Origin of the sequence: Faecalibacterium sp. An122, from assembly GCF_002160895.1 — a bacterium.
Classification (GTDB): Bacteria; Bacillota; Clostridia; order Oscillospirales; family Ruminococcaceae; genus Faecalibacterium.
Map to the genome: position 1 here is coordinate 86861 of NZ_NFLL01000001.1, position 13917 is coordinate 100777.

The following is a 13917-nucleotide window of genomic DNA, read 5'->3' on the forward strand; positions in this document are numbered from 1 at the left end:
GATTTTTAGTTTGAATTATAAAATGCAGAGAGAATAAATAAGCAATATAATATAAATATCGAAAATTGATATCGTGTAGTTTGCTATTATTTGTTATCGTTATTTGGCAGAATCTTTTTTAAATCATTTAGATTTATTTTTCCGGCTGAATAACTTTCACGCACCTGCTGTTCAAACTGATCTGGGCCTTTGTCTTTTAATTGAGTTAAGCGATCGATTTCTGCCTGATTGATGGAGATACTTGGCCCAAATTTTGTTTCAACTTTCAAATGTTCCTTTTCCATTGCATGGTCCTGCTTAAGCATAGTCTGATTTTTCTTTACAAACGCAATCAGAACATCATAATCATTCTGCACGTAGGGTAAGGAATAAGGAGAAACTGTACTCTTCCGAAGCTGTGTAAGCTCTTGATACAAATGATCTAGGGAAGCGAGTGCCTGTTTGGCAATGCTTTCTGCATCCTTTTGGGAAAACCAGCCTGCATGAGTAAATGGGTCGAAGGTGGTTTCCGGCAGGGGAAGCTCAAACATCCAATATTCGTTGCGTTCACAATAGCCCAAAGCGCAGATAGCTCCCAAGTACCGTGCAAAAAATATTCTATAGGCTGGTGAAGAACTAGGATTACCTGTGACAGTGAGAGAATTAAAAAACTCAAAAATATGGATCAGATCATGCTTCTGGTATGGATCACAGCATACAAGACAGTCGAATAATCTAAATGTAATCGGGCGTCTCGGATATTTCTCAACATAAAGCTTAAAAAACAATGGAAGCCATCGACTCTGAATTCGCTTTGCATGGTTGGTAAGTTGCATGGCACGGAAGGTGCCAATAAAGGGGCCGTCTCCAATCATTTCTACTGTACGGTTATCCTTACGAAAGTTGCCCTCATATCGGTCTTGACGAAATTGCAACCATGCATCTACTTGTTGATCCTGCGGCAAGTTCAGAACATGCGCTTCAAGTAATTGAATTTCATTTTCTGCATCGGTCCATTCAGAGCAGGCATTGGCTATTACATTCCAAATAATATGATCAATTTTACTGTTTTGCTCCTCCATTTTTTGCCCAGGAGAGAGCGGGTTACTAGGTCGAGCAGGGTAAAAAGAAAAATCGTATCCAAGCAGTGTGAGGAATATAAAAGAAGCGTTATTGTCAGGATTTGAAAAAATGCGATTTAACGCCGCATGTCGTATCTGCTGATTTTCTTTCGTTTCCTGTCGTGGCTTATGATACTTTTTGAGAAGGCTGGGCAGTGTTTGCGGCAGATCGTCATCGGTAAACAAAAATGTTTCCAGAGGACTCTTTCTTGGCTTTAATTTTTGAAATTCATCGGGAAAAAAGTGCTTAATAAAAAGTACCCGCGCTAACGTTTTCGCGTTATTTACCGATTTGAACTCAGGGTTGGAAGAGGACAGTAGTTTGAATTCAAGTAAATAATCCTTTACTTTTCGAATTGAAATCTGTTCGTGCAGTGAAAACGAAATGGAAATGTTGACGTCGCAAATCTGAGAGATAGGATTGGAAGAAATTTCGTTTGAATCAATAAAAGGGATTGCTTTAAAATCGAATGGCAAATCGTTCAAACCCAACAATACCCACAATGAGCGCACAAGGGATGAAAAAGAAATTTCGCTCAAATTTACGGTAAAGGGAATATACTTCTCGAGATAATCCGAGTTGATTCCTTCCTTTGCACAGAGAGTATCAAGATGGTATTGAAACAGGAAATGTACTCGATCAGAAGAAAGCTTTTCGGCAATGGCAAAAATTTTTTTGATTTGTTCAGGATCTGAGATGCGGTCAATATCCTCGAAGCAAAGAAGCACCCGTTTGGGAAGCCTTTCCAAATCTTTTTGCAGAGCATCGAAAGAGGCTGACAGCCCTTCCCGCTGCCCGGTCAGCAGCACAGATGCCCAGTGTAGCCAACCGTCCTGACCCAGTGCTGCTTTAAGTCGGTAGGAACTCTGCGGGTGAATGTGGTAGCGTTGGAGAAGCTGTTCGAGTTCATCAACCAGGATGCGCTCAATCGCGTCCAGATTGACGGTAAGCAGATCTATTTGTAAAACTTCAAAATCTGCCTGAATGGTTGGGCTTTCTCGAAGGTGGGCCCAAAGAAAAGATTTTCCGTTGCCCCACTTTGCGTTTATTCCCAGCAGCGGAAAGTAACGTATATATTGCTGTAGTCGTTCAAGGTCGTGTTTCTGTTCCTTGAATGGTTCGTTTCCTATGGATTCTGGGGTATTTGCATGTAGAAAAGCAAAATGGGTAACTAAGCATGTGAGAAACAATGCCAGTGCTCCGAGAGGCCACTCTGCCCCTATCGGAAAACGTATTTGATATCCCTGTAAAAGCCGGATAGTTACATAAGCAGCTACGCTGCTGCCAAGTATGGCAAGAACAGAGCAGAAAAGACTGCGCTGAGATTTGCCGTAAAATAGCAGAATCACCAGTATTACATCAAGGAAAAGTAAAATGAAAACAGGCTGGACTGAAAATAGATAAAAAAAGATAGCGAAGCCTAAATATCCGTATGAAAACTGTTTAAAGTAAAAATTCTGGAAAGGATTTTTCATAAGCACCTCTGAACCTGTTGGTTATTGGATGATGGGTTCTTATAGGAAAATAATTATAAATTGTCTTTTCTGATTGTAACACAGTGTGAGTCAGAATAAAAGTGAAGCCGTTTTAGAATCAATACTTAATATAAAATCATCTGCCTATATGAATGAGAGAAAATAGATGAATTCAGTATTTCTAGACTACAGAAGCGTACATTTACATTTCAATTAAATGATCTTTCTATACAAACGCAAACCCGCCTGTATCCGTACAGCTTATGTGCGGGTGCAGGCGGGCTTTTTTATTTTACTGGAGTTCCTGATCCAGATCCCGGAACAGGTCGGAATCAAAGAACTGCTCGATGGTAATTCCCAGGCCATCACAGAGCTTTTTAATGGTGGAAATGGTGGCACTTCGATTGCGGCCACTGACAATATTGTTCACGGTGGATTGGGTGACACCGCTCATAGTGCTCAGCTTGTTGATGGAAATATTTTTCTCCCGGCACAACTCCAGAATCCGCTCTTTAACAGCTTCACCGATACACAAGGGGCACCACCTCACTTCTAAGAAGATGATACCCGGTTTAGCTTGCAAGGATTAACCCTTTTGAGTTAAAATAACTCAAAAGGGGTGATTATATGAGTGCAACCAGTATGACCTGCTTTTTCATTGGTCACAGAGATGCCCCGGATACTATTTAGCCAGCACTGTCGGCTGAAGTGGAGCGACATATAACAGAACTCGGGGTAGGGGAGTTCATCGTAGGGCACTGTGGCAGGTTTGACAGCCTTGCTGCTAGGGCAGTGAAAGAGTCGAAGACCCTGCACCCAGAAGTGGAACTGACACTGCTGCTTCCTTATCATCCAGCAAAGAAGCCTGTCCAGAAGCCGGAAGGCTTTGACAGCTTGTTCTATCCTCCTGGGATGGAGAAAGTACCTTATAGGGCAGCTATTGTGGCAGCAAACAGATACGTCGTAGACCACGTAGATTACCTGATTGCCTACGCTTGGCAGCCAGGGAGCAATTCTAGATCACTAATGGAGTATGCGCGTAAAAGAGGTAAAGTTCATTTAACTGAGTTAGTGGGAGAAATTGTGCGATTTGAAATGTCACGTGTAGAAAATAACTTGACTATATAGGCAAATTGGTATATACTAGAGCACAGAAAGGGTATGACGGAAAGAAAATGAGTTATTTTAAGCTCGTGACAGATTGAGGTGAAGGGATGAAGCTACAGGATCTTGCAAGTGTGCGCAGTGGGCTTGTGCTGTCGAGAAAGCAGGCAAAGGAACCGATAGGGTATCCATATCGTTCGATTAACCTGCGGGCCATTCAGCCGGATGCATCGATTAATCTGAGTGAAGTCGACGTGTACCAGGCAAAGGAGCCGCTGAAACCTGAGTATCTCTCCCAAATAGGAGACATTATCGTGCGCCTGACTGCCCCCTATACAGCAGTACTAGTTGATGAAACAACGAAGGGAATGGTAATATCCTCCAATTTCGTTGTAATTCGAATAAAGAGTGAAAAGCTTTTTCCAGAATATCTTTTTTGGCTGTTGAACACCCAAAGTGTGAAGCGTGATATTTACGAAAATGCAACCAGCAATATGCTGGGGGCTGTCAATGCGAAATTTCTGGCCGAAATAGAGATGGCACTGCTTCCAATCGAGGAACAGCATAAACTGGCGCAGCTCTATTTGACATCCAGACGTGAAATACGGCTCCTCAGAGAATTGGCCGAAGAAAAAGAAAGATATTATGCAAAATTCCTAGATCAGACCTACAAGAAAGTAAAGAGAGGAAAATGATATGACCACCAGAAAAGACATTGAACAGGTACTTTGGAAAGCTTGCGATAGTTTCCGTGGCAAGATTGACAGCTCCCGGTATAAAGACTATATCCTTTCGATGCTGTTTGTAAAATACCTTAGTGACGTCTGCAAGGAAAAGCAGGAAGAGTATATTAAGCAGTACGAAGGTGACATGCGCCGTGTAGAGCGGGCCATGAGCCGTGAGCGCTTTGCGATGGATGAGCAGTCTACCTTTGACTACCTCTACGCAAACCGAAACGATGCAGAAATTGGACAAAAGATCAATGTAGCACTCAACCACATTGAGGAGCATAACAGCGGTAAGCTGCGGAATGTCTTCCGGGCGATCGACTTCAATTCGCAGGTGGACTTTGGTGAACCCAAGGAGAAAAACGCAACCTTACGCAATCTGCTGGAAGACTTTGGCGGTCTGGACCTTCGTCCGAGTCAGTTGGGGTCCGCTGATATTATCGGCGATGCCTATGAATATATGATCGCCATGTTTGCCTCGGATGCAGGCAAAAAAGGCGGCGAGTTCTTTACCCCCAGTCAGGTTTCGGAACTGGTTGCCTCTCTGGTGCAGCCTAAGGAAAACGACCGGATCTATGACCCTACCTGCGGCAGCGGCGGCCTGCTGCTGAAAGCGTATAAGAAGGTGCCCAGCGGCAAGGTGGCTATCTATGGTCAGGAGCTGAACGCCCAGACCTGGGCGCTTTGCACCATGAATATGTTCCTGCATGGGGTGGATGACGCCCGGATCTGGCAGGGAGATACCCTCTCCAACCCCCAGAACCTTGAGCAGGATCAGCTGATGAAATTCCAGGTAGTGGTCGCAAATCCGCCGTTTAGTCTGGATAAATGGGATAGCGGTTTCCTCTCTGAAGCCGAAGCAGACAGCAAGGGCAAAAAGAAGATGTCTGCCGAGCTGGACCCCTACCACCGGTTTGACTGGGGCGTTCCTCCCACCTCCAAGGGCGACTACGCCTTTGTTCTTCACATGCTCTCCAGTCTGGATGCAGAAAATGGCCGGATGGCTGTGGTGCTGCCCCATGGCGTGCTGTTCCGTGGGGCCAGTGAGGGTAAAATCCGCCGCCAACTGGTTGAGATGAACTTGCTGGATGCGGTCATTGGGCTGCCGGCCAATCTGTTCTATGGTACGGGTATCCCGGCCTGTATCCTGGTATTCAAAAAGAACCGCACCCGGCGGGATGTGTTATTTATTGATGCCTCGGGAGATGGCAACTTTGAAAAGGGCAAAAACCAGAACATTCTCCGGGACAGCGATATCGCACGTATTGTCGCGGCTTACCAGGCCCGGCAGAATGAGGACAAATACAGCTATGTGGCGTCCTTCGATGAAATTAAGGAAAACGATTTCAACCTGAATATCCCTCGGTATGTGGATACCTTTGAGGAGGAGCAGCTGGTGGATATCGACGAGGTGCAACAGAACATTGCCAACATCGAGGCCGAGCTGGCACAGGTGCAGGCTCAGATGAAAAAGTATATGGAGGAGCTGGGTTTGTAATGTGGCAGACTGAATCAATGGCGGCAAATTCAGCAAGAGCCGTCTTTGAAAATGCGAAGAATGAGGCGCAAAGAGAAAATGAAGAATCCAGGTACAAAAGTAAACTGGAAAAAGGTGCAGATGCCAGTATTGCGCAGAAGGAACTTGTAAAGAATCAGGTTGATTTGTTATACAAACAAAATCGATTACTTTCTGACAACTATGACAAGTTAAAAGAAATATACGATGCGCAGTGTCAATCCACTATAGAGGCAAAAGAAGATTTGCGCAGAAGTAGGCGATATAATGCGTGGATGATGGTTGTTTCTATCATTTCGATGCTGGCTGCGATAGCAAGTATCGTAATATCGATGGTTGTCTGACTAGGAGGTTGCTTTATGATTAACGTGGATTTAGAAAAAGGAACTTATATATGCCCATATTGCGGACATGCACAGGCATTTACGATGCCAAGACACGATTTTGAAAGCTGTGGATTTGCTTTCAAATATTCAATGAGTGAAAAGTATAAGGAGTGTTCTTTTATTATTCACAGTTTACAATGTGCAAATAAAGGTTGCGAAAGAATTTGTGTCATAGCTTTAAATATTAAGACAAACAAACAGATTGATCTTTTACCTCAGGTAACCATCAAACAGTATCCGGACTATATTCCGGAACAAATTCGCAAGGATTATGAAGAAGCAAATTTAATCCTAGATCGCAGTCCAAAAGCAGCAGCTACTTTACTGCGGCGTTGTTTGCAAGGAATGATACATGATTTTTGGGGCATCAAAGAGAAAAATCTAAATGCGGAGATCACACGATTAAAAGATAAAGTAACACCAATGCAGTGGAAAGCAATTGATGGATTACGTCAAATTGGAAACATTGGCGCTCATATGGAAAAAGATGTCAATTTAATGATTGACATTGAACCAGATGAAGCTCAGAAGCTATTGAAGCTAATTGAAATGCTTCTGGAAAAATGGTATATAGCACGTCATGATGAAGAAGCTTTGTTAACTGAAATTATAGGGATTGCCGAAAGCAAAGAGGAACAGCGGAAATGACACCAGAAATCAAACAGCGCATTGCGCAGATACAGCGAGGCGAGGTGCCGAAAGGGTATACAAAAAAGAAGCAGATTTTAATTCCAAGCAGATGGGACTATATTCAGATTCAAGATGTTGCAAAGGTCTCATCTGGGAGTACGCCCAATCGAAAAAATCCAGCATACTGGAATGGGAGTATGGCATGGGTTACTACGGGAGAACTCAGTAACGGACATGTCCATCATACGTTGGAGTCTATTACAGAAAATGCTATTGCCGAAACAAATCTTCGGGTATATCCTAAGGGAACTCTTCTGATGGCAATGTATGGACAAGGAAAAACAAGAGGTACTGTTGCTATACTTGAAATTGATGCGACGATAAATCAGGCATGCGCAGCGATTTTAACAGAGACAAAAAATATCATGTTTTTGTTTTATCAGTTGCAAAGTTCGTACAATGATATTAGGAAGCTAAGCAATACAGGAAATCAAGAAAATTTAAATGCAGATATAATTAAAACTTACCGAATTCTGTGGGCACCTAACGACGAGCAACAAAAAATCGCCGCCATCCTCACCACCCAGGATAAGGTGATTGAACTGAAAGAAAAGCTCCTGGCTGAAAAGCAGCAGCAGAAAAAGTATCTCATGCAGCAGCTTTTGACAGGCAAAAAGCGGTTGCCTGGGTTTAGCAATGAGTGGAGTTTCCCAAGAGCTAAAGAAATCTTCGCAAATATTTCAGACAAACAACATAACGGCGATTTAAGAGTCCTTTCATCAACACAGGATAGGGGAATTGTGCCAAGAGATGAAGTGGATATTGATATAAAATATGACCCTGCTTCTTTGGCGAATTATAAAAAAGTGCAGCAAGGTAACTTTGTCATTAGCCTACGCTCATTCCAAGGCGGTATTGAGTACTCCGCTTATACGGGACTCGTCAGTCCGGCCTATACGGTCTTGACTCCGAAGAAAGATATTTCGGATGAGTATTATAAGCACTTTTTCAAGAGTACGGATTATATTAACCGCCTAAATGTTGCAGTTTACGGAATTCGGGATGGAAAACAGATCAGTTATGAGGACTTTGGACGGATACGAATTCCTTATCCACCTGTTGATGAACAAAATGCAATAGCAACTATTTTTGCTACGTCTGACCGTGAAATTGATCTATTACGGCAGGCTGTCGAACAGGAAAAACAAAAGAAAAAAGCGCTGATGCAGCTGCTGCTGACAGGAATTGTGAGGGTAAAAGCATGAAAGAAAATATGAAAGATAAGATTTATAATTATATTGAAAAAATTCCCGAATGTACATCACATGAAATTGCGGAGAATCTCGCAATTAATGAAATAAAAGTTGTAGAAATACTGGAGGAGCTGAGTGAGGAGTATAGAATTACTCAGCACGTTTGCCCTTTAGGAAATGTCAAAGATCCGGATTGCAGCTGTTTTTATTGTGTAATTTAAGCGCACGGGAATGCATGGCAAATCGTTTTAAAGGAGGCAAGCCGTGGACAAATCCCTGTATTTAGAGAAAAACATCAGCCAGCAGCCGGTCATTGATTTGTTGCGGTCCATGGGATATACGTACATTTCTCCGGCAGATTGCGAGGCTCAGCGGGGCAGTCGGTATCATGTGTTGCTGAAAGATATCCTCCGCGGCCAGCTGCGGCGGCTCAATCGGTATAGCTTTGCCGGGGCAGAAAATGAGTTCTCCGCCGCCAATATTGAACGGGCTATGGATGATCTGGACGTGCCTCTCACCGATGGCCTGGTGCGCACCAGCGAAAAAATCTATGATGCGTTGATGCTGGGCAAGAGCTACCCGGAAACCGTGGGGGAGGGGAAAACCCTCAGTTTCAATCTGAAATATATTGACTGGGAGCACCCGGAGAATAACCTGTTTCACGTGACCGATGAATTTGCGGTGGACAGCCGGGACAAGCTCCATAATGCCCGCCCGGATATTGTGCTGTTCATCAATGGTATCCCTTTTGCGGTTATCGAGTGTAAGGCTCCACAGATCAGTGTTGACCAGGCAGTGGAACAGAACATCCGTAACCAGCAAAGCGAGTATATCCCGCAGCTCTATAAATTTGCTCAGATTGTCATGGCCACTAATAAGAATGCAGTGAAGTATGCCACCACCGCCACCCCTAAAAAATTCTGGAATGTGTGGAAAGAGCAGGACACAGCTTTTCTGGAAGATGCACTGGCGCGTTATGTGTCGGACCGTGTGCCCACCGAGCAGGACCGGAATTTAATTTCGTTGTTCAGCAAAGAACGGGTCATGGAATTGATTCGGTACTTTGTGCTTTTTGATGCCAACGTGAAAAAAATCTGCCGGTATCAGCAGTACTTTGCTATCAAGGAGATCATCAAGACCATCCAGCAGCCCGACGAAAAGGGCAACCGGCAGAGCGGCGTGATCTGGCATACCCAGGGCAGCGGCAAGAGCCTGACCATGGTGATGCTGGCAAAGTATATCCTGATGGAGTTGTCGGACTGCAACCCCCGTGTGGTGGTTGTCACAGACCGCAAAGAGTTGGACCGGCAGATTGCCGCCACCTTTGCCCATACCCGGCTGAACCCTGCCCGGGCTACCAGCGGGCAGAATTTGGTGGACCTTCTCAAAAACGGTAAGGCCGATGTGATAACCACCATCATCAATAAGTTCAATACGGCCGAAAAAAGAGAGCATAAGAATCTGTCCCGGGATGTCTTTCTCCTGGTGGACGAAAGCCACCGCTCCAATTACGGCTTGCTTGCCACCAAGATGAGGTCGGTGTTTCCCAATGCCTGCTATATCGGCTTTACCGGCACTCCTCTGATGAAAAAAGAGAAGAATACCATGACCAAGTTCGGCAAGCTCATCCACAAATACACCATCAAGGATGGTGTGGAGGATGGGGCGATTGTGCCGTTGATTTACGAAGGCCGTTTTGTAGAGCAGAACGTGGACGAGGAAAATATTGACCTCTGGTTTAAGCAGACCACCAAGCGCCTTACTGAGGCGCAGCGGGATGACCTTTCCCGAAAATGGAGCAGTATCCGCCGCCTGACTTCGACCGATGCCCGCATCAAACGGATTGCGCTGGATATCAACGAGCACTTTGTCGAAGGCTTTAAGGATACCGGCTTCAAGGCTATGCTGGCCACAAACTACAAGCGGGATGCCATCCGATATCTGGAATGCTTTGAACAGTTTGGGGATCTGACGTGTGCAGTGGTGATATCGCCCCCAGACCTCCGCGAAAGCGTGGACGACGTAGATGAAGGCGCTGACGATAAGGTAATCTCTTATTGGAATAAGATGATGAACCGTTACGGCGACGCAGATACCTACGAGGAGGCTATGAAGAACCAGTTCTGTGCAGGGGATATTGATATTCTGATTGTGTGCAGCAAGTTGCTCACAGGTTTTGATGCTCCCATTTGCCAGATCCTTTACATTGATAAGGAGCTGAAAGAACATGGGCTTTTGCAGGCGATTGCCCGCACCAACCGTCTTTATGAGGGCAAAGACTATGGCCTGATTGTGGACTATCGCGGCCTGATTGAAAAACTGGATACTGCCATGGATATGTACAGCGGTGCCGGCCTGGAAAATTTCGACAGCGAAGATCTCAAAGGCGTTGTAGTCGATGTAATGGCATCGGTGGGAGAACTGCGGGAAGCCTATACCCATTTGACAGAATTGTTCTCGGGATTGAAAAAACCCCGCGATACAGAGGAAGTGGAAACTTTTCTTGCGGATGATAAGAAGCGAGAGAACTTCTATAACTTCCTCTGTGCGTTGGGAAAAGCTCTGCACGTGGTTCTGAATGCAGAACAGGCTTATTCAGCTATTCCCCGAGAAGAATTGAAACGCTATCAGGATACCTTTGTCTTTTTCTCCAAAGTACGCCGAAGCGTAAAGGTGCGTTACTGTGATGCCATTGACAACCAGGAATATGAACCGTTAATGCAGAATCTGCTGGACACCCATTTGTCTGTGGCAGGGCTAAAACAGATCACAAGTCCTATTGATATTCTGAACAAAGATGATTTTGAACGGGAGCTGGAACAGCTGGGATCAGCAAGGGCAAAAGCGGATGCGATTTCCAGCAAATTGACTCGGAGCATCAGCGAAAAATACCAGGAGAACCCGGCCTACTATGACAGCTTTTCCAAGCGGATCAAGAAAGCTCTGGAGCAATACAAAGAAAAAGTTATCTCTGAAGCAGAGTACTTGGCCAAGATGCGTACCATTATGGAAGACTACCATACAGGAAAGAGTACGGTGACTTATCCAGAGTCCATCAAAAACAACGTCCATGCACAGGCGTTCTATGGTGTACTATCGGCTGTTTTTGACTCAGAACAGGAAGTGGAAATTTCTTCTGACTTTGTGGCAGAAATCGCAGAAGAGATCACAAAGATTGTAGCAGATCACAGCCAGGTAGACTGGACCAATAATAAAACAATCCATGACCGAATCTCGCAGGATATTGACGATTTGTTCTACCGCTATGAAAAGGAGCGAGGATTGAAACTTTCCTTTGAAACCATCGACAAGATAATTGAAAATGTTAAGACAGTAGCACTTCGGAGGTTTTAATCGATATGCCGCAGCAGAGAACGGTATTTTATGAAGGAAGCGAAATCAGTTACCAGCTGGAACAAAAGCCGGTAAAGAACTTGAATCTCCGAATTCATAAAGATTGCAAGGTGTATGTATCGGCCAACCCGGAAGTTCCTGTAAATAAAGTGGATGAGTTCGTGGTAAGCAAAGGGCAGTATATTTGCTCCGCACAGAAAAAATTTGGCGAAATGGCGTTGTACTCTCCCAAACCAAAACAATATGTGAGTGGAGAAACTTTCTATATACTAGGCAAAGGCGTCCGCCTGAAGGTCGAGCAGGCCTCTCATAATACGATATCTTCGGATGGAGTATATCTGAATCTCTGCATAAAAGATCCGCAAGACTTTGAGAAAAAGAAAAGGATAGTATCGCACTTCTTGGATTGCCAATGCGATACCACCTTTGGAGAGGTTATGTCAGAAATATATCCGGTATTTCAGAAGTATGGAGTTGCAGTGCCAGTATTACGCCTCCGAAACATGGAAACACGATGGGGCTCTTGCTTGCCTCGCAAGGGCATTATAACCCTGAATAAACGGCTGCTGGAAGCTCCACGTCACTGTATTGAATATGTGGTCATGCATGAGTTTTGCCATTTCATTCACCCAGATCATTCTAAGCATTTCTATGCCTTTTTGACGATGCTGATGCCTGACTGGAAAGAACGAAAGAAGGTTTTGGACCAGAATGCAGTATTTTGGTTGTGATTTTTAAAGTATTATATACTTGTTCGAGCGACCAAAACTAGGGATATTAAAAGTCTGGAGTATCGAAGAAACATCATTCTATGGATTATATTACAAATATAATTTCTCTGGAAAAACGACCAAATCTATGATATAATCCTTATAAGGTTATGAGCTGGCCTATTTTACTGATACTGCTTTGATACTAGAAATTCTGTGAAAGCTATAAAGGGTATCAAAATGGCAGAAAAACCAGCCGACAATAACCGAAACTTAAACAAATGAGTTTAGTGACTGAAACCGCTTGCCGAGATGGAGTAATTACACAAATTCGTTTTCAAACGCAAAATCGTCTGAATTTGTGAGAGAATCTCTATTGTGGAGCTGTTTTGGTGCTACAATTTTGATACGAATTTGATTCTAAAAAGAGCTACCTGATCTGTAGATCGGGTAGCTCTTCTAATTTGTTGTGTTTTATAGGCACTCGGTCAAAATCTCGTATACTTCATCATGGGTAAGGATGCGGGGGCCGCCTGTCAGAAGGTTGACGCTGTCTGCCACCTGGCGCAGCAGAGCCGAGGTGATGGGCGTCTTGCTGCGCAGTTGGGAGAGCTTGGTGGGCAGGCCGCACTCCGCAATGAACGCAGCGAGGGCATCCACGGCTTCTGCGGCAAGGTCGGCTTCACTGCGGTCTGCGGGGTCAATGTTCCAGACGGCCTGGGCCATTCGGGCCAGTTTTGGGGCGGCGTCCTTGCAGATATGGCGGTAATACGCCGGATGAATGACTGCAAGGCCCTGGCCATGGTTGCAGTCGGTGTAGGCTCCCAGCTGGTGTTCGATCTGGTGACATTCGAAGTCGGTGGTGCGGCCCACCTTGAGGATGCCGTTTTCAGCCATGGCCGAGGTCCACATCAAGTTGCTGCGGGCGGTCAGATCGTTTATGTCGCGCAGCAGTGCACGCATATTCACTACTGTGCTGCGCATAACGGCCAAAGCCACCTCGTCCGAGACGTTGTCCCGGTCGGAATGGCCAAAGTAGGTCTCCATGGCGTGGCTGAGGGTATCAAAGGCGCCGGACAGCACCTGCATCCGCGGCAGAGATAGAGTATAGGCCGGGTCCAGAACGGCAAACTGGGGCGCGGAGGCAAACATTCCGCCCTTGATTTTGCTCTCCTCGTTGGTGATGACAGCGCCGCCGTTCATCTTGGCCCCGGTGCCTGAGGCAGTGACCACTGCTCCCAGCGGGATGGGTTTGACAGCAGGTGCTTTGTGCTGGACCATTTCCAGATCCCACAAATCAACATCGGTGACGGCCTGGGCTGCGATGATTTTGCAGCAGTCGATGACACTTCCGCCGCCCACCGCTAAAATCAGATCTGCATGGCAGGTGCGGGCAAGCTGTGCACCCTCTTTCACCTTGGCCCAGGTGGGATTCGGCATGATCCCGGTGAACTCGGTGACAGTCTTGCCTGCCGCTTGCAACAGACCCGTGATCTCATCATAGATGCCATTCTTTTGGATGGAGCCGCCCCCGTAGGCCAGCAGGACATGGGGACCATATTCTGTCAGGATGCCGGGCAGATGAACTGCCGCCGCTCCCTGGCCAAAGTAAACTTTGGTTGGATAGGAATAGACAAAACTTTCCATGGAAAAGCCTCCG

11 protein-coding genes are annotated in these 13917 nt (G+C 45.4%); 8 read left to right on the forward strand and 3 right to left on the reverse strand.

Annotated features, from left to right (window positions below):
* Positions 1-86: 86 nt before the first annotated feature.
* Positions 87-2576, reverse strand: coding sequence for a P-loop NTPase fold protein (locus B5E67_RS00370; RefSeq protein ID WP_087381639.1), 2490 nt, complete (start codon positions 2574-2576; stop codon positions 87-89).
* Positions 2577-2868: 292 nt separating this feature from the next.
* Positions 2869-3111 carry a helix-turn-helix transcriptional regulator gene (locus B5E67_RS00375; protein WP_087323883.1) on the reverse strand — a complete coding sequence of 81 codons (243 nt, stop codon included), beginning with the start codon at positions 3109-3111 and terminating at the stop codon, positions 2869-2871.
* A 679-nt stretch (positions 3112-3790) separates the two neighbouring features.
* Between B5E67_RS00375 and B5E67_RS00385 the strand changes: the two genes are divergently transcribed.
* The 8 genes from B5E67_RS00385 to B5E67_RS00415 are packed head-to-tail and all read left to right on the forward strand — an operon-like array spanning position 3791 to position 12278.
* Positions 3791-4375, forward strand: a complete 585-nt coding sequence (locus tag B5E67_RS00385) for a restriction endonuclease subunit S (RefSeq protein WP_087381642.1) — start codon at positions 3791-3793, stop codon at positions 4373-4375.
* Position 4376: 1 nt separating this feature from the next.
* Complete coding sequence (locus B5E67_RS00390; RefSeq protein ID WP_087381645.1) at positions 4377-5906, forward strand: type I restriction-modification system subunit M; 1530 nt, start codon at positions 4377-4379, stop codon at positions 5904-5906.
* A complete protein-coding gene (locus B5E67_RS00395; RefSeq protein ID WP_087381648.1) occupies positions 5906-6268 on the forward strand; it encodes a hypothetical protein in 363 nt (120 codons plus the stop codon). The genes B5E67_RS00390 and B5E67_RS00395 overlap by 1 nt, the downstream gene beginning before the upstream one ends.
* A 15-nt stretch (positions 6269-6283) precedes the next feature.
* Positions 6284-6958 (forward strand): DUF4145 domain-containing protein, encoded by a 675-nt coding sequence (locus tag B5E67_RS00400; protein WP_242956687.1) that lies wholly within the window; start codon positions 6284-6286, stop codon positions 6956-6958.
* Positions 6955-8205, forward strand: coding sequence for a restriction endonuclease subunit S (locus B5E67_RS00405; RefSeq protein ID WP_087381650.1), 1251 nt, complete (start codon positions 6955-6957; stop codon positions 8203-8205). Before B5E67_RS00400 ends, B5E67_RS00405 begins: the two co-directional genes overlap by 4 nt.
* A complete protein-coding gene (locus B5E67_RS15355; RefSeq protein WP_143405361.1) occupies positions 8202-8414 on the forward strand; it encodes a hypothetical protein in 213 nt (70 codons plus the stop codon). Before B5E67_RS00405 ends, B5E67_RS15355 begins: the two co-directional genes overlap by 4 nt.
* A 43-nt stretch (positions 8415-8457) precedes the next feature.
* Positions 8458-11547 (forward strand): type I restriction endonuclease subunit R, encoded by a 3090-nt coding sequence (locus B5E67_RS00410; protein WP_242956688.1) that lies wholly within the window; start codon positions 8458-8460, stop codon positions 11545-11547.
* A 5-nt stretch (positions 11548-11552) separates the two neighbouring features.
* Complete coding sequence (locus B5E67_RS00415; protein ID WP_087381653.1) at positions 11553-12278, forward strand: SprT family zinc-dependent metalloprotease; 726 nt, start codon at positions 11553-11555, stop codon at positions 12276-12278.
* Positions 12279-12731: 453 nt separating this feature from the next.
* On the opposite strand, the gene B5E67_RS00420 is transcribed toward B5E67_RS00415, so the two are convergent.
* Positions 12732-13904: an iron-containing alcohol dehydrogenase gene (locus B5E67_RS00420; RefSeq protein ID WP_087381657.1), complete on the reverse strand. Its 1173-nt coding sequence runs from the start codon at positions 13902-13904 to the stop codon at positions 12732-12734.
* Between the last annotated feature and the right edge of the window lie 13 nt (positions 13905-13917).

Excerpts from the sequence above, each read along its gene's own strand:
- B5E67_RS00395 (WP_087381648.1), top strand. The coding sequence starts at position 5,906 with ATGTGGCAGACTGAATCAATGGCGGCAAATTCAGCAAGAGCCGTCTTT.
- B5E67_RS00420 (WP_087381657.1), bottom strand. The coding sequence starts at position 13,904 with ATGGAAAGTTTTGTCTATTCCTATCCAACCAAAGTTTACTTTGGCCAG.
- B5E67_RS00405 (WP_087381650.1), top strand. The coding sequence starts at position 6,955 with ATGACACCAGAAATCAAACAGCGCATTGCGCAGATACAGCGAGGCGAG.
- B5E67_RS00390 (WP_087381645.1), top strand. The coding sequence starts at position 4,377 with ATGACCACCAGAAAAGACATTGAACAGGTACTTTGGAAAGCTTGCGAT.
- B5E67_RS00415 (WP_087381653.1), top strand. The coding sequence starts at position 11,553 with ATGCCGCAGCAGAGAACGGTATTTTATGAAGGAAGCGAAATCAGTTAC.
- B5E67_RS00400 (WP_242956687.1), top strand. The coding sequence starts at position 6,284 with ATGATTAACGTGGATTTAGAAAAAGGAACTTATATATGCCCATATTGC.
- B5E67_RS00370 (WP_087381639.1), bottom strand. The coding sequence starts at position 2,576 with ATGAAAAATCCTTTCCAGAATTTTTACTTTAAACAGTTTTCATACGGA.
- B5E67_RS00385 (WP_087381642.1), top strand. The coding sequence starts at position 3,791 with ATGAAGCTACAGGATCTTGCAAGTGTGCGCAGTGGGCTTGTGCTGTCG.
- B5E67_RS15355 (WP_143405361.1), top strand. The coding sequence starts at position 8,202 with ATGAAAGAAAATATGAAAGATAAGATTTATAATTATATTGAAAAAATT.